This window comes from Rhizobium centroccidentale, from assembly GCF_030182565.1.
Lineage (GTDB): Bacteria > Pseudomonadota > Alphaproteobacteria > Rhizobiales > Rhizobiaceae > Rhizobium.
In genome coordinates this window covers 136,754-163,026 of the sequence record NZ_JAQJCG010000015.1, presented here as the reverse complement: position 1 = coordinate 163,026, position 26,273 = coordinate 136,754, and the positions used below count along the sequence as shown (strand labels likewise).

General features: G+C 60.4%; 20 protein-coding genes. 14 read left to right on the top strand and 6 right to left on the bottom strand.

Annotated elements, in window-relative coordinates:
- The 4 genes from tssI to tssH form a co-directional block, all read right to left on the bottom strand.
- On the bottom strand, nucleotides 1–840 hold an 840-nt coding region (gene tssI / locus PH562_RS20135), incomplete at its 3' end, for a type VI secretion system tip protein TssI/VgrG (protein ID WP_285175254.1).
- A 6-nt stretch (nucleotides 841–846) separates the two neighbouring features.
- Nucleotides 847–1,395: a hypothetical protein gene (locus tag PH562_RS20130; protein WP_285175253.1), complete on the bottom strand. Its 549-nt coding sequence runs from the start codon at nucleotides 1,393–1,395 to the stop codon at nucleotides 847–849.
- Nucleotides 1,396–1,512: 117 nt separating this feature from the next.
- The gene (locus PH562_RS20125) at nucleotides 1,513–1,989 is read right to left on the bottom strand and encodes an Hcp family type VI secretion system effector (RefSeq protein WP_069613675.1); all 477 of its coding nucleotides are present in this window, start codon (nucleotides 1,987–1,989) and stop codon (nucleotides 1,513–1,515) included.
- Between the two features lie 65 nt (nucleotides 1,990–2,054).
- Nucleotides 2,055–4,802 (bottom strand): type VI secretion system ATPase TssH, encoded by a 2,748-nt coding sequence (gene tssH / locus PH562_RS20120; protein WP_285175238.1) that lies wholly within the window; start codon nucleotides 4,800–4,802, stop codon nucleotides 2,055–2,057.
- 230 nt (nucleotides 4,803–5,032) lie between these two features.
- Here tssH and tssA point away from each other — a divergent pair, with 230 nt between their 5' ends.
- From tssA to PH562_RS20050, 14 genes are all read left to right on the top strand, one after another.
- On the top strand, nucleotides 5,033–6,079 hold the full coding sequence (gene tssA / locus PH562_RS20115; protein WP_285175268.1) for a type VI secretion system protein TssA: 1,047 nt from the start codon (nucleotides 5,033–5,035) through the stop codon (nucleotides 6,077–6,079).
- A gap of 105 nt (nucleotides 6,080–6,184) precedes the next feature.
- Complete coding sequence (gene tssB / locus PH562_RS20110; protein WP_285175224.1) at nucleotides 6,185–6,697, top strand: type VI secretion system contractile sheath small subunit; 513 nt, start codon at nucleotides 6,185–6,187, stop codon at nucleotides 6,695–6,697.
- Nucleotides 6,698–6,808: 111 nt separating this feature from the next.
- On the top strand, nucleotides 6,809–8,287 hold the full coding sequence (gene tssC, locus PH562_RS20105; RefSeq protein WP_113233251.1) for a type VI secretion system contractile sheath large subunit: 1,479 nt from the start codon (nucleotides 6,809–6,811) through the stop codon (nucleotides 8,285–8,287).
- A gap of 47 nt (nucleotides 8,288–8,334) precedes the next feature.
- Entirely contained in the window at nucleotides 8,335–9,738 is a 1,404-nt protein-coding gene (gene tssC / locus PH562_RS20100; RefSeq protein WP_285175220.1) for a type VI secretion system contractile sheath large subunit, read from the top strand.
- Nucleotides 9,735–10,559: a type VI secretion system accessory protein TagJ gene (locus PH562_RS20095; RefSeq protein ID WP_285175218.1), complete on the top strand. Its 825-nt coding sequence runs from the start codon at nucleotides 9,735–9,737 to the stop codon at nucleotides 10,557–10,559. The genes tssC (PH562_RS20100) and PH562_RS20095 overlap by 4 nt, the downstream gene beginning before the upstream one ends.
- Nucleotides 10,552–11,061, top strand: a complete 510-nt coding sequence (tssE, locus tag PH562_RS20090) for a type VI secretion system baseplate subunit TssE (RefSeq protein WP_285175216.1) — start codon at nucleotides 10,552–10,554, stop codon at nucleotides 11,059–11,061. Before PH562_RS20095 ends, tssE begins: the two co-directional genes overlap by 8 nt.
- Nucleotides 11,054–12,835, top strand: a complete 1,782-nt coding sequence (gene tssF / locus PH562_RS20085; protein ID WP_285175214.1) for a type VI secretion system baseplate subunit TssF — start codon at nucleotides 11,054–11,056, stop codon at nucleotides 12,833–12,835. The genes tssE and tssF overlap by 8 nt, the downstream gene beginning before the upstream one ends.
- A gap of 20 nt (nucleotides 12,836–12,855) precedes the next feature.
- Nucleotides 12,856–13,881, top strand: coding sequence for a type VI secretion system baseplate subunit TssG (tssG, locus tag PH562_RS20080; RefSeq protein WP_285175211.1), 1,026 nt, complete (start codon nucleotides 12,856–12,858; stop codon nucleotides 13,879–13,881).
- On the top strand, nucleotides 13,871–15,064 hold the full coding sequence (locus PH562_RS20075) for an FHA domain-containing protein (protein WP_285175208.1): 1,194 nt from the start codon (nucleotides 13,871–13,873) through the stop codon (nucleotides 15,062–15,064). Before tssG ends, PH562_RS20075 begins: the two co-directional genes overlap by 11 nt.
- Nucleotides 15,061–16,401 carry a type VI secretion system baseplate subunit TssK gene (tssK, locus tag PH562_RS20070; RefSeq protein WP_285175207.1) on the top strand — a complete coding sequence of 447 codons (1,341 nt, stop codon included), beginning with the start codon at nucleotides 15,061–15,063 and terminating at the stop codon, nucleotides 16,399–16,401. Before PH562_RS20075 ends, tssK begins: the two co-directional genes overlap by 4 nt.
- The gene (tssL, locus tag PH562_RS20065) at nucleotides 16,398–17,921 is read left to right on the top strand and encodes a type VI secretion system protein TssL, long form (protein WP_285175205.1); all 1,524 of its coding nucleotides are present in this window, start codon (nucleotides 16,398–16,400) and stop codon (nucleotides 17,919–17,921) included. The genes tssK and tssL overlap by 4 nt, the downstream gene beginning before the upstream one ends.
- Nucleotides 17,918–21,400: a type VI secretion system membrane subunit TssM gene (gene tssM, locus PH562_RS20060; protein ID WP_285175203.1), complete on the top strand. Its 3,483-nt coding sequence runs from the start codon at nucleotides 17,918–17,920 to the stop codon at nucleotides 21,398–21,400. The genes tssL and tssM overlap by 4 nt, the downstream gene beginning before the upstream one ends.
- A 10-nt stretch (nucleotides 21,401–21,410) precedes the next feature.
- A complete protein-coding gene (gene tagF, locus PH562_RS20055) occupies nucleotides 21,411–22,796 on the top strand; it encodes a type VI secretion system-associated protein TagF (protein ID WP_285175201.1) in 1,386 nt (461 codons plus the stop codon).
- On the top strand, nucleotides 22,793–23,704 hold the full coding sequence (locus PH562_RS20050) for a protein kinase domain-containing protein (RefSeq protein WP_285175199.1): 912 nt from the start codon (nucleotides 22,793–22,795) through the stop codon (nucleotides 23,702–23,704). Before tagF ends, PH562_RS20050 begins: the two co-directional genes overlap by 4 nt.
- Before the next feature lie 12 nt (nucleotides 23,705–23,716).
- Here the strand turns inward: PH562_RS20050 and PH562_RS20045 are convergent, their stop codons facing one another.
- Both PH562_RS20045 and PH562_RS20040 read right to left on the bottom strand, forming a co-directional pair.
- Nucleotides 23,717–24,859: a polysaccharide biosynthesis/export family protein gene (locus tag PH562_RS20045; protein WP_350223779.1), complete on the bottom strand. Its 1,143-nt coding sequence runs from the start codon at nucleotides 24,857–24,859 to the stop codon at nucleotides 23,717–23,719.
- Between the two features lie 391 nt (nucleotides 24,860–25,250).
- A complete protein-coding gene (locus PH562_RS20040; RefSeq protein ID WP_285175196.1) occupies nucleotides 25,251–26,237 on the bottom strand; it encodes an AraC family transcriptional regulator in 987 nt (328 codons plus the stop codon).
- Nucleotides 26,238–26,273: the final 36 nt, after the last annotated feature.

The following is a 26,273-nucleotide window of genomic DNA, read 5'->3' as shown; positions in this document are numbered from 1 at the left end:
GGCTGGATACTCGTAAAGCTCCCGCTTCATCGCCCCCGGCATCTGCACCAGCGAAGGCGTGGTTGTGCCCGGCACCATCTGCGGCGTCTCGAAATTCCAGTCCGCGCCGGCGCGCTGGCCTGGAACATAGGCGTAATGCTTCGTCCAATCGCTGATATGATTGCGGTCTGTCGAGCCTTGGGCAAGGCGCACACGCCCCTCTCCCTGCGCAGAAGGAGACGGGCCGGCCCATGAGTTGGCACCGTCGGCAACATGCAGCCGGTGGCTGCCCTCCTCATGCGAAAACCAGTAAAAGAGACCATCTTCCTCGAAGCGGCGGGTCAGGTAATCCAGATCCGTCTCGTTCCACTGCACGGAATAATGCTGCGGTGGCGGTGGCGTCACGACACCGGAAACATCCGGAGCCGGAATGCCGTGTTCGGAAAACAGCGTCTCGACGATATCGATGCTGGTCTTGTCCATCCAGATGCGGCAGTCCGAGCGCTGCGACAGCAGCCACATCTGCGGCTTAATCACCATCGAGTAGGAACGCAGCCCGCGCGTAATTGGCGGTCCTTCCTGAAGTGCGGTGACCAGGCCGTTGAACGGGCGGCGAACGCCATCTCCACCGTCTTCATCCTGCTGGACTTCCAGGGATATATCGATCAGTCGACCGATCAGCTCCTCCGGCTTGATGACTTCACGCTTGGCGCGGACGGAGAGTCGGATGTCGAAAAGCGACGAAACGCCTTCCGTGATCATCACTCGCTCCGGCAGGAGCTGGTCCGTTCCAAGCGGAGATGAAACCCGAAGATTTCGGGTCGCCTGGATGAAATCATTGGCCGAAGGCTGATCGTTCATCTGCGCTTATCCTACGAGTGAGCCTGCCGAGCCTACAGTGCCGGCGCTGCCGATCTGCTGTTTGCGACCGCCAACGAGATAGACGATTTGGAACAGGGTGCCGTTCGGCAGCGTCTCGTGCATGCCCGGCCCGTAAAGCACCTGCGGGGTCAGGATCTTGCCAATATCGGTACGCTTCGGCACCGTGCCAAGCAGATAGGCGCCGCGCGCCATCAGGACGCGCGTTTCGCCATCGCTGACGGAATAATTGAATTGCGCAACGAACACCGAATGATGGTTGGTATCCATTTCGCGGATGATGTGCGCTTCATTGTTGCGCAGCCATCTCTGGAGCCAATGCGTCAGCGACATCTCGTTGGCTTTTTCGGAGAACATCCGGAAAAGCGATGCGGCGGCACCCACGGCCTGGCCGCGTGCCGCGAATTCGCGCGGACCGCTCTGATAGGAAAAATAATCATAGGATGGGCCGCGGCCCGCACGGCGGACGGCCGGAAGATCGGCCTGCTTGACCGGCTCCATCTGCAGCGCCGGCGACGAAACTGAAAAATCTACCATGGCGACCTCGATTAATGGGCGTTTGCCGGCACATGACAATCGCTGCCACCGCAGCGATTTGGTACCGGACACGATTCCGGCGCGCTGATGCCAACGCGCCGGAATGCGATGCTAATGTTAGGCAGCCTTGGTCGTTGCCAGGTCGTAAGACGCGATCATCGGCGACTGCGGGGTCTGCGAGTCGTCGTAAGGCGTGTACTTCACTTCCATCTTGGTGAAGTTGAGCTTGATCGTTTCGACCGGGCGGTCGCCGTTGGAATCGACCGAGTAGCTGGCGATCAGCGTGTTGGTGAGCGTGTACTCGATGTAGGTGTCGCCCGGGTTGCCGGTCGTTACCAGATGGATCACGGCCTGCTTGCCGGTGCGGCCCGAGCATGCTTCCTGGAACAGCTTCGTCGACGAGGAATCGCTGACCTTGGTCAGGATAACTTCCGAAACGGTCGGCTCGGAAGCTTCGCGGTTCGCAGCCGAACCGGCTGACGTCTTCATGTTACGCGAAACATTCCAGTGGATGACTTCGATATCCATCCACTTCTTGTGCTGCTCGTGGGTTGCATCGCCCTGAATTCCGTCGATCTGCAGATAAATCGGCATGCTCTGAACTCTCCTGTTGAGATTTGAATTCGCCCTGTCGCTGCAGGGCGGGGTTACCCTTCCGTCTAATGCCGCATCCGGGCGCTGTGTTCGTCCGGGGCTGCTTTATTCGCCGTGCCGCCTTCCTCGGGGCCAGCGAATTCATGATCGCCCACCGGATTCTCCTCGATGAGAAAGCGGTGATCGTGAAAGCTGATGGTGATGCCGCCAACCTTGCGCCCCGTCGCAACCGCATCGAGGAAAAAGGTCGAAAGCTCTGGCAGAAGATCGCGGCCAATCATGGTTTCGATGGCACGCGCGCCCATCTCGCTCGCCTTGGCGCGGCCGACAAGCGCCTCGCGGGCTTCGGAAGCAAGCGAAACGCTCGTGCCATAGGAGGCGGCGACGCGATCACGGATGCGGCCGATCTGAATGTCGACGATCCCGCTCAGCGTCTCGCCATTCAACGGCATGAAGGGCAGAACGGTCGTGCGGCCGACAAAGGCGGGCTTGAAGTGCTTCTGCAATTCGGGAAGCAGCAGTGCTTCCAGCGCCTCGCCCTCAGGCATGGTTTCCGGATCGGCTGCCAGGGCTGCCAGGAGTTCCGAGCCGGTATTTGCGGTCATCACGATCGTGGTGTTCTTGAAATCGATGTCGCGGCCTTCGCCGTCACGCAGCGTTCCCTTGTCGAAAACCTGGTAAAACACTTCCTGGACGCCCGGATGCGCCTTGTCGATCTCATCCAGTAGCAACACCCCATAGGGGCGACGGCGGACAGCCTCGGTCAACACGCCCCCCTCGCCATAGCCGACATAGCCGGGCGGCGATCCGAGCAGCAGCGAAACCTTATGCTCCTCCTTGAACTCGGACATGTTGATGGTCGTCAGATACTGGCTGCCGCCATAAAGAAGATCGGCCAGCGAAAGCGCCGTCTCGGTCTTCCCGGTTCCTGACATGCCGACGAGCAGGAAGACGGCAGGCGGGCGGCGCGGATCGGAAAGGCCGGCGCGTGCAGACCGCATCGCGGCCGAAATCCGCGCGATTGCATTATCCTGTCCGAGCACACGCTCCTTCAGCCTTGCATCGAGCGTCTTGACGGTCTCGACCTGATCGGACAGCAGTTTGCCGACTGGAATGCCGGTCCAGCGCGCAACGATCCCGGCGATCACTTCCTTGTCGACCACGCGCGGCACCAGCGGCGTTTCACCGGCAACGTCGGCAAGGCTGCGCTCGGCCTGCATGAGGGCTGCGCGAGCGACGTCAACGGACGAGCCGTTGGGCGGGAAGAGAGCGACATTGTCACCGCGCGGGCGAGCGCCATCTTCGGCTTGCGGAGCATTGGGATCGGCGAGCGTGGCTTCGATGCGATCGGCTTCGGCCGACAGCCTGATTTCAGCATCGAGCTTGGCCTGCAACCGCTCGATCTCGCTTGCCACTTCGTGCTTTTCGCTCTTGATGACGGCAAGGCGCTCGAGGATATCCGATGTTGGCGGCTCGGCGGAAAGTGCGGCGGCTTCGACCTCCAGCATCTCCTGCTCGTTGCGCAATCCTTTCAGCGCTTCAGGAACGGTCTGGCGCGCCAGAGAGACAGCGGCTGCTGCGGTATCAATGAGGCTGATTGCCTTGTCGGGCAATTGCCGCGCCGGAATATAGCGAGCCGAAAGGCGAACTGCGGCCGCCAGCGCCTCGTCGCGAATGCGCACCTTGTGATGTGCCTTGAAGCTGCCAACCACACCGCGCAACATGCGGATTGCCGTTTCTTCGTCGGGCTCGAGCACCTGAACGACCTGGAAGCGTCGGGTTAGCGCCGCATCCTTCTCGATGTAGCGTTTGTATTCGCTCCAGGTTGTCGCCGCGATCGTCCTGAGCTCACCGCGCGCCAGCGCCGGCTTCAAAATATTGGCGGCGTCGCCCTGCCCAGCCTGTCCGCCGGCACCGATCAGACCATGCGCCTCGTCGATAAACAGGATGATCGGTTCCACAGAGGCCCGCACGGCCGCGACAACGCCGTGCAAGCGACGCTCGAATTCGCCTTTCACACCGGCGCCAGCCTGCAGCAGGCTGAGATCCAGAAGGAGAATCCGTACCGGCTTCAGCATATCCGGCACGTTGCCGGCGGCAATCTCCAGTGCCAGCGCCTCGGCAACGGCAGTCTTGCCGACACCTGCCTCGCCGACCAGCATCGGATTGTTCTGACGGCGGCGCATGAGGATATCGATGACCTGGCGCAGCTCACGATCACGACCGATGACCGGATCAACACGACCGAGCCTTGCATCCGCCGTCATATCCCGCGTGTACAGGCGCAGGAATTCATTCTCACCGGCAGCGGTAGCGGCTTCGGAATTCTGTGACGGCGAGGATGCGCCGTTCGCAGTGGAAACCGCATTCAACTTTTTTTCGAGCGTGGTGCGATCAATGTTACGCAGCGAAGGTGCCATGCCTCGCGCCATGATTCGCAGCGACTGGTCATCGCTCAGCGCGGTCAGAAGATCCGCGAGGGTGATGCTGTTCCGCCCACATTGAAGCGACGCGACAAGCCACGCCTCGCGCATCAGAGCAAGCAAGTTTTGAGAGAGCACCAACGCGGCACCATCGCCCCTCGGCAAGTCTGCGATGGCGCTATCAAGCTCCGTGCGGAGCGCCGCAGAGGGAACGCTAAGTTCTTCAAACAAAGAGCAAACTTCAGATACATCCAGCAATGATAGTATCCAATGTGCGACATCGACATTTGCATGACGATCACGTGCTGCGAGCGACGCCGCAGCCTCGAGACCGACGCGCAATGCGGGCTCAAGCGTTCTGATCAGACGATTGAGATCGATGTTCGACACCTAGAAGTTTCCTCCTTGTGGTTTCATTTCAACTACACCCTCCAAATCGCGGCAACAACTAGGGCGGTTATTCCCACACGTCCAGATGGACTACAAAGATTTTTTCATGTGGTCAAAAATTGGGATCGTCATAATTCTGTTGCAGAATAGACATGGTTGACAAAGGAATATATCGACCTAACTATCACGCCCTCTAATGATGTAGTTCATGATATGGAGTTAATCCCCTGCTGAACGTTCGCGACATAGAAACTCCACTCGAAGAAAACGCGCCATGCGGAGAAAATGTTCGCGACAATACTTCTACGCGCGAAATATACTATAGAATAAAGGATGCAAGAAACCAGGCTCGCGCTGCAGAACGAGGTATATCGCCAGGCGAAAATATTGGCCTTTCTCCGCTTTGGACAGATGTTAGCAATCTCGGATTGCAGATTATTTCTTCGAAAAGTAAGGATCTCGAAGTATTAGCGTGGCTGGCTGAGGCGGAATTACGTCTGCGCGGTTTCGAAGGGTTGCGGGATGTCTACTATGCAATCGCGTCGCTTTTGGACAAGCATTGGGAGAAATTTCATTCCGTCGGCGCTGACGATATCGAAGAGCGCCTCGCGCCGCTTTCCGGTCTCAATGGCATAGGCGGCGAGGGAACCATCATCCAGGCGATCAGGCTGTCGCCACTCGTTCCGGGCGCGAAATTCGGCCAGTTTTCCCTCTGGGATTTTCAATTGTCGCAACGTCCCAACGAGGTGAAACGGCGTGACGAGCTGAGTCAGGCGGCCCTTGAAGCCGGTACGGCCGCGATGAGTTCGCATCTCGAAATGGTCAATGGTTGCCTTGCTGCTTTTGACCGGCTCGTGTCCGTTCTGAACGAGCGGTGCGGACCGATGGCGCCGCCGAGTTCCAATACGCACAACGTCCTGCAGGAGGCTGCTTTGGCGCTGCGCACTCTTGCTGGCATCGAATCGCAGACGATCGAGAGCGTGGCGGAGCCCCAACAGCAGGAGGGTGCGGGCGAGCAGACGCAAGGCCGTCTCCGGCCCTTGAGCGCCGAACAGATCGGCTCGCGCGAGGAAGCCTTCGAGCTGTTGCTTGCCGTCGCGCGTTACTTCCGCCGCACCGAACCGCACTCCCCGATCTCGATGTCGATCGAGACGATGGTCAGGCGCGGCCGCATGGATTTTTCAGAACTACTGGCCGAATTGCTGCCCGAACAGCAGGCGCGCAATGCCGTGCTGACGGCGGCCGGCATTCAGCTGAAATCGAACAAGAGCGGGTGAGAAATACAACCGATCTTTCGAACTTTTTGCAACCGGCCCTTTCCAAAGTCGAGTTGCGCCACATGTGAAGAGCGAATTTGCCGCTGGCATTGAAGGAGAAATTTTATGGCGAGTGTTCACGAAAAGCTGGAGCGAGTGCGCAAGCCCAGGGTCCACATCAAGTACGAAGTGGAAACCGAAGGCGCCATGGTCGTGAGGGAATTGCCGTTCGTCGTCGGCGTTCTCGGCGATTTCTCGGGCAATCCGACACAACCGCTGAAACCGTTCGGCGAGCGCAAGTTCGTTCAGATCGACCGCGACAATTTCGACGACGTGATGCGCCGCATGACGCCGGGCCTGAACATCTCGGTCGAAAACACGCTCGAGGGCGACGGCTCGCAGCTTCCCGTCTCCCTGAAATTCGAAAGCATGCAAGATTTCGAGCCCGGCTCCGTCGTCAGCCAGGTCCCGGCGCTCAAGGCGCTTCTCGATGCGCGCAACCAGCTTCGCGACCTCATGAGCAAGGCGGATCGCTCGGAAGAGTTGGAGCGACTGCTCGAAGACGTCCTACAGAACAAGGCCGATTTGTCCAAGCTGATGTCGGAGCTCGGATTGGCCGAAAAGCCCGCCGCAAGCTGATCGTCGTCGGCGATCAGCCACTGCCGATCGCCCAAACCCGTTTCAAGCGGCCGGTAGCGACGGATTTCAAGCTCCAACGATATCGCCCGCATTTTCCGCAAGGATCGAAAAATGAGCGCTGAAAGCCAACTGAAGACCAAAGAGGCCGAGTTTGCGCCTGAGGAAAATCTGCTGTCGCAGATCGTGGCCGCAACCCGGCAAACCGAACCCGATCGTGCCCAGGATCTCTTGAGAACGCTGACCGACCAGGCGTTGAAGGGCACGGTCACCTATGACCGCAACCTAACCGTCACGCTCAACAAGGCGATAGCCGAGCTTGACCGGAAAATCTCGCGTCAGCTTGCCGCGATCATGCAGTCACCTGAATTCGCCAAGCTGGAAGGCAGCTGGCGCGGCCTGCAATATCTCGTCAAGAACAGCGAAACCAGCGTCAATCTGAAGATCCGTGTGCTGAACGCCTCCAAGCGCGACGTCTCCAAGGATCTCGCAAAGGCTGTGGAGTTCGACCAGTCGCGACTCTTCAAGTCGATCTACGAAGACGAGTTCGGCACGCCGGGTGGCGAACCCATGGGCGCGCTGATCGGTGACTATGAATTCGACAATTCCTTCGACGACGTGCAGACGCTACAGTCGATTTCGTCGATTGCGGCCGCGGCCTTCGCGCCGTTCATTTCGGCTGCCAGCCCGCGCATGTTCGGCTTTGACGACTATCGCGAGCTTGCCCGCCCGCGCGACCTGGAAAAGATCTTCGAAACGGTCGAATACGCCAAGTGGCGCAGCCTGCGCGAAAGCGAGGATTCGCGCTTCGTGACACTCGCCCTTCCCCGCGTGCTTGCCCGAATGCCCTATGGCCCGAAGACCAATCCGATCGACGACTTTGCTTTCGACGAAACCGATCATTCGAAGACAGGCGAGCTCGATCACAACGCCTACTGCTGGATGAATGCAGCCTACGTGATGGGAACACGGCTGACGGATGCCTTTGCCCAGAGCGGCTGGTGCACGGCGATCCGCGGCGCGGAAAACGGCGGCAAGGTCGAAAACCTGCCGATGCACATCTTCTCGAGCGACGATGGCGACCTCGACCTCAAGTGCCCGACCGAAGTCGGCATTACCGACCGTCGCGACGCCGAGCTCGGCAAGCTCGGTTTCCTGCCGCTCTGCCACTACAAGAACACCGACTATGCCGTGTTCTTCGGCGCACAGACGACGCATAAGCCGAAGCTTTACGACAAGCCCGAAGCGACGGCCAACGCCGCGGTATCCGCCCGCCTGCCCTACATGATGGCTACCTCGCGTTTCGCCCATTATCTGAAGGTCATGGGCCGCGACAAGATCGGCTCCTTCATGGAAGCGCAGGACTGCGAAAACTGGCTCAACCGCTGGATCGCCAACTACGTCAACGCCAATGACGATGCCGGCGAGGAATCCCGCGCCAAATATCCGCTGCGCGATGCCAAGGTGACCGTCCAGGAAGTTCCGGGCAAGCCGGGCTCCTACAACGCCGTCGCCTGGATGCGCCCCTGGCTGCAGATGGAAGAGCTGACCACTTCGCTCCGCATGGTCGCCCGTATTCCGAGCAAGAACTAGGAGAGGTAGCGCGGCGATCTCCTCGCCGCGCACCTTTAGTCAGCGCCATGACCGCGACAACGACGGAACCGAGAGCAGCCTGGCCGCGTCAGGTGCATCGCGTGATCGCCATGATCGACGATGCGCTCAACAGGCAGGTCAATGCCATCCTGCACCACCCCGAGTTCCAGGCAATGGAATCGCGGTGGCGCGGGCTTGCCATGCTTATGCGCCACACCGGCCGATCGGAAGAAGTGAAAGTCAAGATCCTCAGCGTCAGCTGGGCGCAATTGACGCGGCATCTCGAGCGGACGACGGATTTCGACCAGAGCCATCTCTTCGAGCTGATCTACAGCCGCGAGTTCGGCATGCCCGGTGGAGAGCCCTTCGGTCTGCTGATCGGAGACTACGAGCTTTCGCCACAGGGTCCGGCCGGCGGCGATACGATCGGGGCGCTCACTCAGATTGGCATGGCGGCGGCAGCCGCCTTCTGCCCGTTCGTAGCCGCCGCCGCTCCGCAGGCAATCGGTCTGCAGGATTTTGACGAGCTCAATCGCGTCCAGGATTTTTCCTGGCTCGCCTACGATCCCACCCGCATCCGCTGGAACGGGCTCCGCGCCCGAGAGGATTCCCGGTTTTTGGGCCTGGTCGCCCCGCGTATCCTGATGCGTGCGCCCTATGAGGCGTTTTCCCGTGGGCGCGACGATCGGTTCCCGTTCCGCGAAAGCATCGCTGCCGACGGCAGCACCCTGCTTTGGGGCAATGGCGCCTTCGCCTTCGCGATGATCGTCATCCGCAATTTCATCGAATCCGGCTGGTTCGCCGATATTCGCGGCGTGACGCAGGATGCGATCGATGGCGGCATGCTGAGCACGGAGGAACTTGCGCCCTATGATCTCGGCATCGAAAGCAACGGGTTGTCGCAGCAGGCTCCCGTCGAGATACGGCTGACCAGCGGGCAAGAGCAGCAGCTCTGTGAACTCGGTATCGTGCCCGTAGCGACCACCTACCTCTCTTCCTCGGCGATCTTCAATTCCAATCAGTCGCTGCATGCTCCGCCCCATTATTCGAGCGAGCACGCCCGGCAGAATGCCCGCATCGCGGCGATGCTGCAGTATGTGCTCTGCGCCTCGCGCTTCTCGCACTACCTCAAGGTCATCATGCGCGATGACATCGGCAAATTGGCCGATAGAACATCGATCGAACGCAAATTGAATGACTGGCTGTCGACCTATACGCTCGGCAATGACGACGCCGACCTGTCGCTGCGCACGCGTTTCCCGCTGCGTTCGGCTGGCATCAGCGTCGATGAAATTCCCGGCAAGCCCGGCATGTTCGCCTGCACGGTGCGGCTGCAGCCGCATTTTCAGCTCGACGACGTCTCGACAAGTTTTCACCTCATCGCGGAGACCGCGAATGCGACCTACGCGTTCTCCCGCTCCGCCGACGCACCGCAAAGGATGTCCGCATGACGCTCTCCGCCAAGATCGCCGAAGCTCTCAGCGAAAACGCCCTCGATGATGCGATCGAACAGGCGAAGGCACATGTCAAAGCAGCGCCGACGGATAAGGACGGCAGGCATATCCTGATCGATCTCTTGATCCTCGCCGGCGACTACGCTCGCGCCGACGCGCAGTGCAACCTTGCGACGACATTCGCGCCGGAAGATATGATGGGCTTCGCCATGCTGCGCAATCAGCTGCGCGCGATGGCGGCGCGTTCGGCCTGGTTTGACGCGGCGGCCGCTCCGGACTTCCCGAATGGACCGACAGCCCTCGACCAAGCGGCACTGAAGGTAGCGATCGCCCACCGCGACCATGCTTCGGATGCGGCCGCGGCATTGCAATCCCTGGAGGAGATCAGAGGCGAACGGTCGATGCGGTGGAATGGCAAGCTCGTTTCGGACCTTCGCGATCTTGATGATCGCATTCCGCATGCTCTCGAAGTCATCATGACCGGCGGTTCCTATCTGTGGATCGACTTTTCCAGGATTGCGGCCCTCCGTATCGAACCGATCGCCCGCCCCCGCGATCTCGCCTTCCGCAGGGCAGAGCTCGAACTCGTGGACGGTGCAAGCGCCCCCGTGCTCCTGCCTGCAATCTATCACGGCACGACAGGCGCCAAGCTGCTGCTTGGCCGCGAGACCGAATGGGTCGACGAGGCGGCAGGCATTACGACGGGCCGCGGCCAGAAATGTTTCCTGGCAGGCGACGATCTGGTTTCCTTCCACGATCTGAAGTCGCTCGAAGTCGCTCCAACCTCTGCCGAGACGAGGCGTGCCGCCCATGGCTGATCCGTTGGAGCGCTATAGGCCGCGGGAAAGGATCGTCGCGAGGTCGATTATCGATCGACTGATCGACGAGGATCCCGATCGCCTCCAGGATCCGCCGCTGACACCGGCCGAACAGCTGCGCGAACTGCGCGAATGCATTCGCCGCGACCTTGAGGCTCTGCTCAACACGCGCCGCCGCCCGACCGCACCGCCCGCGATCTACGATGAACTGGGTGATGCGCTGGTGTCCTTCGGCGTCGATGGCATGGTCTCGGCAAACCTCGTCACCGATGAAGCCAAGAGCCGTCTCGCTCGTTTGATCGAGCGACGCATCGCGCTGTTCGAAACACGGCTTTCCGACGTGCAGGTAAGCATTCTCCGAAGCCGCGGGAGCGGCGAGCGAGCGCTGAGGCTACGCATCCACGCGACATTCCGCGTGCATGAGGGAATGCCGCCGATCAGTTTTGAATCGACGATCGATCCCTCGACGCAGCGCTTCCTGGTGGAGGCCAATAATGGCTGATGGCTTCCTGCAGCGGTATAATGACGAACTGGCCGCGATCCGCCGGCGTGCCGCGCGTTTTGCCGATGCCTTCCCAAAAATTGCCGGCCGTCTGCGCGTTACCGGCGAGGTCGCGGACGATCCGCATGTCGAGCGCCTCATCCAGAGCTTTGCCTATTCGGCGGCCCGCGTGCGCCAGAAGCTCGACGACGAGTTTCCGGAATTGACGGACGGGCTGCTGGAAACGCTCTATCCGCATTATCTGGCGCCGCTGCCCTCGATGAGCATCGTGCGCTTCACACCAAGCAGCACATTGGCATCCGTTCAAACCGTGCCGCGTCACACCGAAATCTTCGCAGAGCCGATCGGCGGCGAAAGCTGCCGCTTCCGTACGACACAGGATACGCAGGTCGCGCCGATCGAGATCGTCTCGGCTTCGCTGACCGGCCACCCGATCAGCGCGCCGCCGTCTCCTTATACAGGTGCTGCCGGTTGTCTGCGCCTGTCGATCCGGGCGCGGGATGCCAACAAGCCTCTCAGCGAGATCGGCCTCGACAGGCTGCGGCTTCATATCGGTTCGTCCTGGCAGCAGGCCGTCGCCATCCACGAGCTTATCGTCAATCACACGCTCGGCGTCGCTCTTGCCCACCACGCCGACGATCGTGCCCCGATCATGCTGCCGGCCAAGGCATTGCAGGCTGTCGGTTTCGAGCCGGATGAAGCGATCCTGCCCTATCCAAGCTCGAGCTTTACCGGCTATCGTCTGCTGACGGAATTCTTTGCCTTGCCGCAGAAATTCCTCTTCGTCGACATCGCCGGCCTGAAGGCCTGGCGCGGCGAAACGCTGGAAATCTTCCTCTATCTCGATGAAACCAGCGCCAAGCTAGAGCGCGCCATTTCCGCCCGTGATTTCGTCTTGAACGCCACTCCGATCGTCAACCTGTTTCGCCAAAACTGCGAACCGATTGCGCTCGACGGCACACGCACGGAATATCGCGTGCTACCGGACGCCAGGCGGCAGAAGACGCGTGAGATCTATGCGATCGAGAAAGTGGTCGTATCCGCGCGCACCGGGGAGGAGGAACAGTGCCAACCCTTCTTCGGCCGCAGCCTGAAAGGCGGAGCTTCATCGCTTTTCTGGCAGTGCACGCGCCGTTTCGATGCCGACGACCATACCTCGGATATGGAAATCACCTTCGTAGACCGTGCCCGCCGGGCAAGCGGTCCCCTCGACAAGATCGCCAGCATCGACGCGCTGTGCCTCAACCGCGAACTGCCGGAGCAACTGCCTTTTGGCGGCGGTCACCCCTATCTGCAGCTGGCCTCTGGCAGCGAAGCTGTTGGGTCGGTCGAAGCCTTGATGGCGCCTACGCCGTCGGTGCGGATGAATGAGCAGCAAGGACGCAACTGGCGGCTCATGTCGCATCTCCAGCTCAATCATCTTTCCATCTTCGACAATGATGGTGCCGCGCTGAAGGATATTCTGGCGCTCTATGCCTTCAGAGACAGCCGCGAAACCAGGCTGCTTGCCGACGCTCTCGTTCGGGTCGAAGCCAAAAGCTCGATGACGCGGCTTGGCAGCGGCGGGATGGTGACGGGCACAGATATCCGGCTGGAATTCGATCCGGCCGCCATCGACAGGCCCTCGGCTTATCTCTTCGGCGGTGTCCTCGACCGGTTCTTCGGGCTTTACACCTCGATCAATAGTTTCACCCGCCTTTCCATCTCGATGAAGGGGCAATCGAAACCAATAGCTGTCTGGCCGGCCCGCGCCGCTGAACGGCCCTTGTTGTGACGAAGAGGTGATCGCAAGCGATGGACCAGTTCCGGCCAAGTGATAGCGAAATGCTTGCTGCGCTGCTCGAACGCGACCCCGGCCGCTTCGAGCCGTCGACGGCGTTTCGCGTTGCCCAGCACGCAGCTGGCGATCATTTGACAGTGTCCTCACCCGTCGGCGTTTCGCCGGTTCCGCTTGCCGTCAGCGATTTCAAGAGGAAGGGCGCGACAGGATCGGTCAAGGCCAGCATGGCTGGCTTGCTCGGCCCGCTTGGCGCAATGCCCCCAAGTTACAACGAGCTGGTCATCCGCGAACAGCGCAATCGGGCTCATGGCCTCTCGAGCTTCTTCGATCTCTTCACAAGCCGCCTCGCCGAGCTCTTCGTCGATGCAAGCGAGAAATATCGCCTTGCCCGGCGGCTGCGATGGAGCCCGGACAGGAACGGCAATGCCTTCATCAAGACGCTGTTCTCGCTGGCGGGCTTCGGCACGGCGCGGCTGAAGGAAAAGGTTCGCCCCGACGACGAGCTGGTCCTCAGATTTTCCGGTTTCTTTGCGGCACGGACCCGCAATGCGGTCAACCTGCAGGCCATGCTGCAGGAGTTCAGCGGGCTGCCGGTCGCGATCGAATTGTTCAAGGGCAGATGGCTTACCATTCCCGAAAGCGAGCGCAGCCGCATGGGGCCGCCACATGGCGTACAGCTCGGCATCAACTCAATGGCGGGTACAGCAATCCATGATTTCGGCGGCAGCTTCCGTGTCGTTGTCGGGCCTGTCGACTATGAGGATTACCGATCTCTGTCCCCGGACAGCGCCAATATCGATGCGCTGTTTGCCCTGACGCGGCTTTATGTCGATCCCTCGCTCGAGTTCGACATTCAAGTGGTTCTGAAGAAGGAGCATATCCCCTTCTGCCGGCTCGGCGAAAGCGGTGATCCGCCGAGGCTTGGATGGAACAGCTGGGCACGCGTTGCCGTGGCCGATCGCGACAGCGGCGATGCCATCGTCGCAGAGCCACGCAAGGCGCAGGGACAATCCGGCCGGGGAGACCTCCATGCGGCTTGAATTGCGGCAAACAACTGGAGAAGGTTCCAGCAAAGGATGGTTCTTCGAGCGTGGCAAGCGCACGCTTGGGCGGTCGCCGGATTGCGACTGGCAGGTTACCGATCAACAGCGGTCGATCTCGAAGGTTCACTGCGTGATCGAACGCGATCGTGCCGGCTTCCTCCTGCGCGACCAGAGCGCCAACGGGACCCGCGTGGATGGCGTTACCATTCTGGAAGGCGAGACGGCAAGGCTTGCGGATAAATCCAGGATCGCATTCGGCAATATCGCCTTCAACGTCGTCATCACCGGGGAAGCCGACCGCGATATCGAGGATCCGGCAGACGACCTCCGTCTCAGCGATGAAACCATGACGATCTCGTCCATCCTGGCCGACATCGCGCCCGGCGGCAGCGCCGCAACTGGCGTGCTCGGCCAGCGCAGCGGCAACGACTGGATTGGAGCGCTGCCGCAATCGTCAAAAAAGCGCAAGTCGCCAAGCAGGAACGTCGATGTCGGCTGGAATGGCCCGCCCGATGTCAACGGCATCAAGCCGGTACTTCCGGACGATTGGAACTCAGAATTCGAGCTGGGCAGCCAGCTGGAACACGGCGCAGCGACACATGTTTCCGTGGCCGTTGCCCGCAGTTCCGGATCGGAGGCCGCCGAGACTGCCAAAGCGATCATCCCGGCCAACGATATGCGTGTCGCCGATGATGCGGATCAAGGCGCGGACGATACGAGTTTTGCGCTGCAATTCGACCCATTGCGACAGCTTGAAGCGCTCGTCTCGACGCTGGAGCAGACGCTCGACGACGAAGTGTCCATCTTCGGAATTGAAGACAACAGGACTCACTCATCCGCTTCGCTGTTCAGTCGCGAACGGACGGAGCAACTTGCCGATCGTCTTCGATCGCTCATTTCGAGGCAATCCACGCTTAACGCCGGCCTTGAAAACCTTGTTCGCGAGGCGAACCGGATGTTCGAGCCTCGTATGGTCGAGACGCATGTCGATGCTTCCCGACGCAAGGCGCTTTGGCGTGGCGACGGGGATTACTGGAAGGCCTACCGCGCGCAGTTCGAAAGGGGCGGCAAAAGCATTTCAGTCCGTGATCTGCTGGCCGAGGCGTTCAGCGCTTCCGCCGATGGCCGCGACGAAGACGATACCACCAGTTTGGCAGAGAGGACGGGCAACACCCGATGAAGAACGAAAATCGCGTGGCTTGGAGCGAGGGCATGTTCCTTCGCGTGCAGCATTTTCAGCAGGCCGACCGCTGGACGGAACGACTGGTTCGCACGACCGCGCGAGGGCTTGCGCCTTACCCCTGGGGTATTGCAGAAATCGGCATTGATCGCAGCGCGCTCGCGATCGGCCAGTTTGCTTTGTCGAACCTGCGCGGCATCCTGCCCGACGGCACGCCATTCGAGGCGCCTGTTGATGCGGATCTACCGCCCCCTTTGGAACTCGACGATTCAACGAAGAACGCTATCGTCTATCTGGCCCTGCCCAGCCGTCAGCCTGGCAGAGCCGATGTCGCCATGAACGGCAGCGCCGTGCGCAACAGCGTGCGCATCACCGCCTCGCAATACGAGGCACCGGATGCCAATCTGGAGACCGACTTCATGGCACCGATCGATGTTGGCCGCCTGAGCCTGCGTTACCTCAAGACCGGTGACGAACTCGCCGGCTATGATCTTATCGGCCTTGCCCGCATCATCGAGGTTCGCTCCGACCGGGCGGTCATTCTCGATCCGGACTACATCGCCCCTTCGCTGAATTGTGCGGCCGAAGCGCGGCTGAACGAACTCATCACCGAATTGCTCGGCATCGTCCGCCACCGGGCCGAGGCGATCGCCGAACGCATCGGCGATCCCACGGTACGCGGCACTGCGGAAGTGGGCGATTATTTTCTGCTGCATATCCTCAATCGCGCCGACCCCATGCTGCGCCACATTGCGGCAAATGCTTCGCGCATGCATCCGATAAGCTTTTATGAGGAATGCATCCAGCTCGCAGGCGAGCTTGCCACTTTCACCACTGACCGCAAGCGCGCCAGCGACTTTCCGCCCTATCGCCATGATGATCTGAAAGCGACATTTGCAGCTGTTTTCAACGATCTGCGCGCGTCTCTTTCCGCAGTGCTCGAGCAGGCAGCGGTTGCAATCGAACTCATCGAACGCCGTCACGACGTGCGCGTCGGGACCATTAACGACCGCTCGTTGCTCAAGGATGCCGGCTTCGTGCTTGCGGTTCGCGCCGAGATGTCGGCCGAGGATGTGCGACGCAAGCTGCCCGCGCAGATCAAGATCGGACCTGTGGAGCGGATTGCCGAGCTCGTCAATGTCGCGCTGCCCGGCATTCCCGTCCGGCCGCTTCCCGTATTGCCGCGGCAGTTGCCGTACCGGTCCGGCACGATCTACTTCGAACTCGATACGAAGAATCCGCTTTGGAAACAGCTTGATACCTCCGGTGCGATCGCGCTGCATCTTGCGGGCGACTTCCCTGGCCTTGAGATGGAACTGTGGGCTCTCAGAGAATGAACACAACGCGCTCAACACCCTGGCACGAGCTGCCGACGATCATCGAGCTGACCGAGGACGGCGCGCGCAAGAACGAAGCCGCCCGCAAGATGGCCGATATTCTCGATGAAGAGCTGGATAAGCAGCCAAACGACAAATCGGGCAATGCAGCCGGCGGCTGGTCCGTCGATGCGTTGATCCGCGGCTTTCGTTTCGGCGGTGATGATGTTCCGACCATCGTGCGCTCGGCCGCACCATTGCTCAATCTCGCTCACAGCCTGCGCAACGCCGAAGAACAGCCCGACATTGCCGAACTCAGGCGCGTGACGATCGACGCGGTCGGACGTTACGAGCGCGATCTTGCAAGCGCGCGCATCAGCCCGGAACGGGCGCGCGCGGCGCACTATGTCATCTGTGCGACGATCGACGATGTCGTTTTGAGCAAGCCCTGGGGCGTGCGCGCCGGCTGGGCGCGATCCGGCCTGGTTTCGACTTTCCACATGGACGTGACCGGCGGCGATCGGGTTTTTGATCTGCTCGACCATTTCCAGCAGAGCCCGGGTACCAACAAGGACCTGCTGCTTCTCATCTATCTCTGCCTGTCGCTCGCCTTCGAAGGCCGCACGCGCGTTTCGCCGCGCGGATCGCTGGAACTCGGGCGCATCCGTGACAGTCTCTACAAGACTTTGCTCGGTCAATATGGCGTCTTCGAGCGCGAGCTGTCGCCGCATTGGCGCGGCATTTCGGCGCGCCATAAGCCGTTGCGCACCGCTGTTGCGCTTTGGACGATCCTTTCCGTCCTCGCGCTTCTGTTTGCGCTCGGCTACATGTTCTTCACGCTGTCGCTCAACAACGCCTCCGACGCAACATTCGAGCGCCTGGCCAATCTGCCGCCGCGCGATATGCCGAGCGTTCTGATCGACGCGCCCAAGCCGAAAGAAGTCGCACAAACGCCGCCGCCTGTGAGGAAGCAGCCGGAGACACCGCCTCCGGTCAAGGCGCAACCGACGCCGCTGGACAATCTGCTCGCCTTCCTGCAGCCGGAAGTCGACCGCAAGCTGGTCACGCTATCGAATTCCAATGGCAGGCTGCTGGTGCGCATCAACAATTCCGGCCTGTTCGACACGGGCAGCGCCGAAGTCAGCGATAAATTCCGCGATCTCCTCCAGCGTATCGGCGGAGCGTTGGCTTCGGAAAAATTCCGCGCAGTCGTCGTCGGTTATACCGATAATGTGCCGATCCGCACAGCTCAGTTCCCGTCGAACTGGCACCTTTCCGAGGCCCGGGCCCGCGCCGTCGGCGATATCCTTGCAGCCTATACCGGCAAAGATGCCATCCTCACCGAGGGGCGCGCCGACAGCGATCCGCTCGCAAGCAACGACACGGCGGAAGGACGCGAGGCTAACCGCCGGACGGAGATCCTGGTGCTGACCGATCCGACACAACGCCTCGGCGATGCCGCCCTTAATCCGCAAGCAACGCCGCAAACGCCAAGTGCGAATGCACCGGCGACATCTGCGACGACGGGAGGAGCCCGATGAATCCGCTTGGCGCGTTTTATACGCTTCGCTCCTACGTTTCGGCCTATGCCGGCCTCCTCGGCCAGCGCTTCATATCACTGATCTGGGTTGCGGCGATCTGCGTCGTTATCTGGTTCTATGGCTATATGGCCGGCTATGGCAGCTTCAAGCCGCTGGCGAGCGCCACCGCACGGATGATCGCGATCGGCATTATCATTGCCGGCTGGCTGATCTATCTGGTGGTAACAACGCTGCGCGCCCGCAGGCGCGACAAGGCGCTGGTGGACGGCATTGCCGACGATGCCGCCAGCCAACAGGCGGAAGTGGGCGAAATTCATAGCCGCCTGAAGGAAGCCCTGCTGCTTCTGCGCCGTATCAGCAAGAAGCGTTTCGGCTATATCTACGAGCTGCCCTGGTACGTCATCTTCGGTGCACCTGGATCGGGAAAGACGACGGCGCTGACTAATTCGGGGCTGAAGTTCCCGCTCGGCGATGCGATGGGAAGCAATTCCGTGCAGGGCGCTGGCGGCACCCGCAACTGCAATTGGTGGTTTGCCGACGAGGCGATCCTGATCGACACCGCCGGCCGATACACCACGCAGGACGATTTGAACGGTGCATCCAAGGCGGGATGGGAAGGCTTTCTCGGGCTCTTGCGCAAATACCGCCGCTCGCAACCGATCAACGGCGCGCTCGTCACCCTCTCGATCGGCGACCTTCTCGGCCGCGATCACGAAATACAGCTCGAAGAAGTGCGCTCCATTCGCAAACGTCTGTCGGAGCTCGACGAGTTCCTGCATGCGCGCGTGCCCGTCTATGTCGTCCTGACGAAGGCCGATCTCTTGACCGGCTTTGTCGAGTTCTTCGATGGTCTTGCCAAAACCGACCGTGAGCAGGTCTGGGGCACGACCTTTAATCTCGACGAAAGCTATAAGGGCGAGAATCTGCCTGAGCGTTTCATGGAAGAGTTCGCGCTGTTGCAACAGCGGGTCGATGCCATGCTGATCGAACGCCTGCAGCAGGAGCCGAATGTTGAGGTTCGCGGCCGCATTTTCCGTTTCCCGGCAGAGCTTGCCTCCTTGGGAGAGCGTCTGCAGGAGTTGTTGACCGAGCTCTGCGCATCTTCCAACCTCATCGAATCCCCCCTCGTTCGCGGCGTCTATTTCGCCTCCGGCACACAGAGCCGTGAGACGGATACTCCGCGCACCCGGCGCAGCTATTTCCTGTCGCGTCTGTTCAAGGAGGTGATCTTCGGCGAAGCGTCGCTGGTTGCCCGTGACAGGCGCCTGTCCGGCAGGCAAGCCATGATCAGGCGGATTGCTTATGGCGCAGCCGCTATCGCGCTGGCGATCGTCTTCACCGGCTGGACGGCAACCTATTTTCAGAACTCGCGCGCGATCGCTGCAGCCGAACGGCGGATCGACAACTACGAGAAGCTGGCAAGCGGCATTCAGGTTCGCGAGGTGACCGATGCGGATTTCCTGCGGATCCTGCCGGCGCTCGATAATCTGCGCGCAGTCACCAGCGGCTTCGACGAGGCGCGCGTCTGGCCGACGAGTTTCGGCCTCGACCAAGGGGATAAGATCGCCAGCCGCCAGCGCGGAGCCTATCAGCGCGCCTTGAACGCGCTTCTTCTGCCTCGCATGCTCGTCGCACTTCAAAATGAGCTCAAGCAGACATCGAATGTCCAGAAGACTTTCGATGCCTTGAAACTGTACGGCATGCTCGGTGGAATGGGACCGATCGACAAGGATTTCGTCTCTCAGCAATCGGAAGACATGTTTGCAGCGCTTTATCGTGAGGAAGGGCGATCGGCTGCACGCAAGGCACTCCTGGGACATGTCGAGGCGATGGCTGCAGGCGGTCTGCCGCAGATCGAGCTGGACAATGCTTTGATTGCCAAGGCACGGGAGACGATTCACTCGCAAAGTCTTGCAGCCCGAGCCTATGATATCCTCATCCATTCCCGGCAGGCCCGCCAGCTTGATGCCTGGCTTCCCATGGACGCATTCGGGCCGCTCGGAGCCCAGATTTTCCAGCGCAAATCCAAGGCAACGCTGCGGGAGGGCATTCCAGGAATTTTCACGGGTAAGGGCTATCGTGACGTGGTGCTGCCGATGGTCACGACCGCAGCCTCGGAAGCGCTCAAGGAGCAATGGGTTCGCGGCGACAGCGGTGCGGCTCCTTCGGGAATGACCGCTGACGCGATTTCCCAGGCGACGCTGCAGCTTTATTTCGACGCATTCCAGCAGCAATGGTCTTCGTTGCTGGCCGACCTTCAGGTACGCCCGTCGAGCAATCTTGCCGATGCCACCGAGACGGCGCGCATCCTGGCGGCCAATCCAAGCCCCGTGGAGATGGCGCTGAAATCCATAGCAGCCGCCACCGACCTGCGCCCTGTGGCAGGTGCCGAAATTGCCGCGCTTGACGATATTCCGGATGCAGCACTGACTGCCGCCACCACAGGCGCGTTCAGCGCGCCCGATCCTTACGGTCCGTTGCGGGCCGCGCTCGAGGCGAATGCCGCCAATGCGCAACCGACGTCCCAGGATGGTAACGCCAATGGCAGCGACAAGCCGCGCTCCCAGATTCAGAGTCTCCAGCCGATCCTCCAGAATATCTATGGCCAGTTGTCACGCGCAGCGAACTCGACGGCAGAAGTGGCGCGCGTCTTCGACGCCGGTGGCCAGCTCGCCAATGCCAATCAGGATTTGCTACAGCAAGCCCGCGGGCTGCCGGCGCCCGCCGATGCATGGATGGTGGCGGTTGCTGCCGATATAGGCTCGCTGGCGGTCAAGACAGCCCGCGCCCGCATCAACGATCTTTGGGCTGCTGAGGGTGCGGATCTCTGCGCTCGCATCGTTACCGGTCGCTACCCGTTCGACCGAAAATCCAGCCAGGATATCGCCATGGCGGATTTCGTCCGATTGTTCGGACCGCAAGGTCTGTTTCAGTCTTTCTTCAAAAACCGGCTTGACGCATTTGTGGACACGAGCGCCCAACCGTGGGGCTGGCGAGGCACGTTCGGCGGTGACAGCATTCCCAGTCAAGCTATCGCCCAGTTTGAAAATGCCAGCAAGATCGAGCACGCTTTCTTTCCGGCCGGCAGTGAGAAGCCGGCGATATCGATCAATGTTAAGCCCGTAACGCTATCGGATTCGGCCAATGCCGTAATGATAGCCATCGCGGGCGAGCGTGTTTTCTATAATCGCAGCCGAGCAGTGCCGAAATCCATCGCCTGGCCGGCAGCCACCACGGACAGCCAATCCGAAGTCAGGTTCTTTCCCGGAGACTTCCAGCCGGCTATAGCCCAAAGCGGAGACTGGTCGCCTTTCCGCTTGTTCGATGCCGCCGAGGTGACGGTTCAGGCTCCCGATCTCTTCCGGGCGAGATTTGAAGACCAAGGCCGAGAAGCCGAATTCGACGTGCAGTTCGGTTCGGTGCTCAATCCCTTCCGGCTGCAGGCATTGTCCGATTTCAGCTGCCCGGCGCAATTCTGACGGTCCGCCGATGAACGAACCGCTCGCCCGCACTCAATCGCCGATGCAAGTCGACACGATCGGCTTTTTCGGAAAGTTGCCGACGCACGGAGATTTCGTTTCCTCAGCCCTCGGCTCGCGTCTCCAGAGCGAAATCGATCAATGGGTTCACAATGGCCTGATCGCACTCGAAGCAGCATTGGGATCGGATTGGCGCCGGCTGTTTCATGCAACGAGTGCCTGGCGCTTCGTCGTCGGCAAGGGCGTCTGGGCGCCTTCTGCTGTCGCAGGCGTTCTTCTGCCGAGCCGTGACCGCGTCGGCCGAAGTTTTCCTTTGATTATCGCCGCTCAATTGCAGCGCTTTTCCGGACAGCTGCGTGATCTGTGCGAAGACGATAGCTGGTTTACCGCTGCCGAAGCTCTGGCGGAGACCTCTGACAAAGCCGATTTCGAGATGCAACGTTTCGTCGAGGGCATCAAGCGGCTTCGCGCGCCATTCATCGACAAGCGATCGACCACGACACAGCTCGAGACCGTTGGCAATGCCCCGCCACCCGCGTCTCTCTGGTGGCGCATCAATCCCGGCACCCGTCACGGCAAGGGGTTTCGCACGGTGACTGCCCCCGCGGCACAGGATTTCGTCAGGCTCATCACGACAGACGTTCGCAAAGTAGCTGAGACTGCCGAACCAGCCGCACACTCGGCCGCCCCTATTCCGATCGAACCACAACAAAGGACGAAGGCAGCACGGCCAGATTTCGCGATAGCACACAGCCATGCCAGCCATGCCGGAACACGTCTCTCACTGAATGCCGATGCACTCCTTGTGAGTGCAGCACCGCATGTCTACGCTATTGCGGATGGCGTCGGCGATGGCATCGGCGCCATCGAGGCGGCGCGGATCACAACGGGAATCCTCGCCGGCATTCCGCAACGTGAAGCGCTGCCGCTGCTGGTACAGGATATCAAGAGCAAGCTCAGCCATGCCCATGCGATCCTGCGCGCCAAGGCTGCTACCGCCGAACGTGAGCCTCCTATCGCCAGCGTCGTGACCGCAACATTGCTGGATGGCGAGTTTACGGCGATATGGGCGGGAGATGCACGCTGCTATCTGCTGCGCGATGGGATGATGCGGCTGTTGACCCATGACCACATCGACATAGGGTTGCGGCGAACACTTGGCCGAGCTCTGGGGCTGAAGGATCAATTCGTCTCGGAAGCCGTTGGCGACCAGCTTCAAAGCGGCGACCGGCTCCTGCTTGCAAGCGGTCCGCTTTCGCGCACGCTTACCGATCGCGTCATCGCCGAAATCCTGATCGAGACCCCGCTGGAACAAGCCGCCGCGGCGCTGATTCAAGAAGCGCTCATCGCCAATTGCCGCGAGAATGTCAGCGCAATCGTCATCGGCGCGACATGAGTGGGGATGCAAGCGACCAGGGCCTGAAAAGGATTGCGGCCAGCTTTGCTGAGCTACAGCATCTTCTAACCCATGATGGCGATGTCGAACGGCCGAAGGAGATGCGCGATCTGCTGATCGATCGATTGCGCGATGCATTGGACCGGCGCCTGCCTTCCTTGCCCGATAGTGAGCCGGCTTTCATCGCAAATACCTTTCTCGTCGAGGCTATTACGCACAACACCGAACGGACGGAAATCAGCCGATTGCGCCATCGCGATCTCGGCACGCTCCATGCTATGAAAACTATCCCGACGGATCGATCAAGCGAGGCGATCGCCAAAGCTCTGCTGCTGCGTGAGGCAAGCATTGGCATGACGCTTCGCGGTAGCGACCTTGCCTCTGCTCAGTGCGCCATCCGTCTGCCCGATGGACGGCCGGCGTTCATCATGGAATGGGTCGGGCCATCCTTGTCGCAACGATTGGCCGAAGGTTCTCCGTCGGCGGCGGATATCAGGGCGGCGGCGAAATCCATGCTCGTCGGACTGAGTGCGATCCATCACGCCGGTTACGTCCATGGAGATATTTCGCCGGCCAATCTTCTGCTTGGAAATGGTGATCTCAATCGGCTCAAGATCGCCGATTTCGGCACGGCGGTCGAATGTGGAGGCCGATACAGCGATCTCGATATCGCCAAGGCGGTGACGCCAGGCTTCACCGCGCCAGAAGTTTCAAGCAATGTCGCCATGCAATTCAGCGCCGACCTCTTTTCAGCCGGACGCGTCATGAACCTGCTTCTGGAACATTGCGACGAGACCGGGCAATCGATCGCCGCGATAAGGGCAGCCGCCCGGCATCTGGCAGACCCCACTCCTTCCCGGAGGCCGCCAAACGCAATGGCGGCCCTTGCTTTGATAGAGACAGACTAGGTCGAACCCCTATCAGTTCGACGATGAACTGCCCGGCAGCGGGGCAGCAGCCGTCGGCACGCTCTTCTGATAGACGGTCAGCAGCTTGGCAAAATCGACCGTGTCGGCATTGCTGGCGAAAATCGTGTCACCATCCTGCATCTTGAACTGCTGCATCAGCACGAAATTCGAGACTTGCTTAAGGTTGACGCTGTAGATGACCGGCTTGACCGAAACGACAGTCGGCGCACCGGCACTCTTGGCTTGGCTGGATGCAACCTGCGAATAGATCTTCTGGTTCCGGAAAAGATAAAAGTTGCGGGAGTCCGCGCGGTCATCAAGCATGCCGCCAGCGCGGGCAAGCGCCTGCGCCAAGGTGGTCTGGCCGGGTTCCAGCGGGAACTCGCCGACGCTCTTGAAGGCGCCAAGTGCCGTGAAGGTCTGCGACGTGCCATTGACGAATAGCTGATCGCCCGGCAGTAGGCGCACGTTCTGCTTGCTATCCTGAAGGATGCGATCCAGCGGCGCGCTCGCCCTTTGCGATCCTCGGGTCAGCGTCACGGTCGTGTTGGCCGGTGCGGAAGATGCACCGCCGGCAAGGGCGAGGACGTCAAGCACGCGCTCTCCGCGCGCCGTCAGCGGGAAACGGCCGGCAGAACGAACCTTGCCATCGACCGTTACGGCGCTGGACGGCTTGTCGACGACCGTCACGACGGCCTGAGGGTTGACCGAGGAGCCTTTGAGGGCCGTGACGATCTTCGACTGCAACCCTTCCGGGGTCGAATCGATGACGCGCTGTTTGCCGACATAGGGCATGGTGACGAAACCGCGGGAATCCACGGTGAAGCGGCCGAGATTAAGCGATTTGCTCTGCGTGGCGGACAGCAATCCATCCTCGCCGGTATCCAGCACCGTTACGTCGAATACGTCGCCCGGACGCAGACGGGCATCCGAGAAGCCGCCAGAGCGCAGGCTCATAAGCCCCTGATCAGTGGGCGAATAGGACGGCGCAACAGTCTGCGCACCCATCGGAGCTTCGGAGAGCGGCACGACTGGAATCTTCCGCTGCGTATCGGGCATCCTTGCATTGCGAATATTGAGGGCGCTTGGCCCATCAGACGGCCCTGCACAGGCGCTGAGGACAACCAAGGGTAAAATCGCCGCCCATTTCCGCATTCCGGAATCTCCTTCGGATGTTAGAAGCCAAGGAGAAATATCAACCATAAGGCGGGAGGCAATATGCGGAGCTAATAAATAATGAATTGTGACAGTTCGGTTGTTTACCATTGTGTCCAAATGGCAACCGATTGCGGCCGCGCGGGTCAAAACGCTGCTTCTTCGACAGCGTTTGGGAGGCTGTCCTGCACCGAAATATCAGCGCCAATGCGAATCATGGACGGCCGCAGCGATAGGCAACACAGAAAGAAAACGCGCAAACCTTATTGCAATTCGAGCGTGTCGCCCTGCTTCCGCCGACGCTACTTCTACAAGGCACGAGTAACAATTTTTTCGTCGAAATCTTCCACTTTTACGGGTCCTTGCTTCCTCGCGCAAAACGATCACCACATTATTCATTCCCACGCCGAGATTGCCTGACGGTCTCGGACGGCATCTCGCCGAAGGATTGATGGTAAAGCGCTGCGAAGCGGCCCATGTGAGAAAATCCCCAATCGCGCGCGACGTCGGCAACCAACCGCGAATGGTCCGAATCCATCAAGGTTTTGCGCGCACCCTGCAGTCGTATGTTCCGCAAATAGCCAAGAGGCGTTGTGTTCTTGAACTGCTGAAACGCCGCCTGCAAGGACCGCACGCTTGTTCCGGTTTGCCGAGCAATATCGGCCATCCTGATGTCTGCACCGGCATTGGCGTGCATATATTCCATTGCGCGTTTCAACTGCCTCGGGATGGCCGGTGACGCCGGTCGCAGCAATTGTGCCGAATAGTTGTGGGGGACGGTTTCAAGCAAAGCGATCATCATCGTCTGCAGGAGGCTTTCGATGAACGCGGCCGAGGATCGTTCCGCGCCGCCTGCCGCGAGATCCTGCCAGATGAGGTTTGCAAGCGCTGCGATCTGCATCCCTCGCCCCGACATCAGATCGACCGGGCCGGTAAATTTCAGATCCTCTCGAACCGGTGCGTCAAGCAATTCGCTGAGCTGCCGGACCATAGCCGGCTTTTCGAATGCGATGCCCATATGGCCGCGCTGTTCGAACAATGTCAGATGTTCAAAGGATGACATATCGGCCAGCAGGCCCCTGCCCGGCAGCGACTCCAGCTGCCGCCCCTCCGTGTCGATCAGCATCTTGCCCGCGGTGGGCAGATAAAGGCCGTAGGCATCGGGGCCGCCGGACAATTCGACGCTCATGCCGGAATGACATTTGCCACGCCAGATGCTGCAGGAACCTATCGTGTAGTGACGATCCGCCACCGAAATCTTGCCGCGGTCATTGAGAGGCTCGACAATGGCGGGAAACAGAGTTCTCGCATAATGCGCCGTCATCTCCTCGGCATCGGCCTGATCGACTTTGAACACGGAGAGCGTCGCGTAGGTCAAATAATCCTCTCATGTGCCGCATCAGCGGATCATCTT

Excerpts from the sequence above, each read along its gene's own strand:
- PH562_RS20125 (WP_069613675.1), bottom strand. The coding sequence starts at position 1,989 with ATGCCGATTTATCTGCAGATCGACGGAATTCAGGGCGATGCAACCCAC.
- tssB (WP_285175224.1), top strand. The coding sequence starts at position 6,185 with ATGGCGAGTGTTCACGAAAAGCTGGAGCGAGTGCGCAAGCCCAGGGTC.
- tssM (WP_285175203.1), top strand. The coding sequence starts at position 17,918 with ATGAATCCGCTTGGCGCGTTTTATACGCTTCGCTCCTACGTTTCGGCC.
- PH562_RS20050 (WP_285175199.1), top strand. The coding sequence starts at position 22,793 with ATGAGTGGGGATGCAAGCGACCAGGGCCTGAAAAGGATTGCGGCCAGC.
- PH562_RS20075 (WP_285175208.1), top strand. The coding sequence starts at position 13,871 with ATGCGGCTTGAATTGCGGCAAACAACTGGAGAAGGTTCCAGCAAAGGA.
- PH562_RS20095 (WP_285175218.1), top strand. The coding sequence starts at position 9,735 with ATGACGCTCTCCGCCAAGATCGCCGAAGCTCTCAGCGAAAACGCCCTC.
- tssK (WP_285175207.1), top strand. The coding sequence starts at position 15,061 with ATGAAGAACGAAAATCGCGTGGCTTGGAGCGAGGGCATGTTCCTTCGC.
- tssF (WP_285175214.1), top strand. The coding sequence starts at position 11,054 with ATGGCTGATGGCTTCCTGCAGCGGTATAATGACGAACTGGCCGCGATC.
- PH562_RS20130 (WP_285175253.1), bottom strand. The coding sequence starts at position 1,395 with ATGGTAGATTTTTCAGTTTCGTCGCCGGCGCTGCAGATGGAGCCGGTC.
- tssG (WP_285175211.1), top strand. The coding sequence starts at position 12,856 with ATGGACCAGTTCCGGCCAAGTGATAGCGAAATGCTTGCTGCGCTGCTC.
- PH562_RS20045 (WP_350223779.1), bottom strand. The coding sequence starts at position 24,859 with ATGCGGAAATGGGCGGCGATTTTACCCTTGGTTGTCCTCAGCGCCTGT.
- tssC (WP_285175220.1), top strand. The coding sequence starts at position 8,335 with ATGACCGCGACAACGACGGAACCGAGAGCAGCCTGGCCGCGTCAGGTG.
- tssC (WP_113233251.1), top strand. The coding sequence starts at position 6,809 with ATGAGCGCTGAAAGCCAACTGAAGACCAAAGAGGCCGAGTTTGCGCCT.
- tssL (WP_285175205.1), top strand. The coding sequence starts at position 16,398 with ATGAACACAACGCGCTCAACACCCTGGCACGAGCTGCCGACGATCATC.
- tagF (WP_285175201.1), top strand. The coding sequence starts at position 21,411 with ATGAACGAACCGCTCGCCCGCACTCAATCGCCGATGCAAGTCGACACG.
- tssE (WP_285175216.1), top strand. The coding sequence starts at position 10,552 with ATGGCTGATCCGTTGGAGCGCTATAGGCCGCGGGAAAGGATCGTCGCG.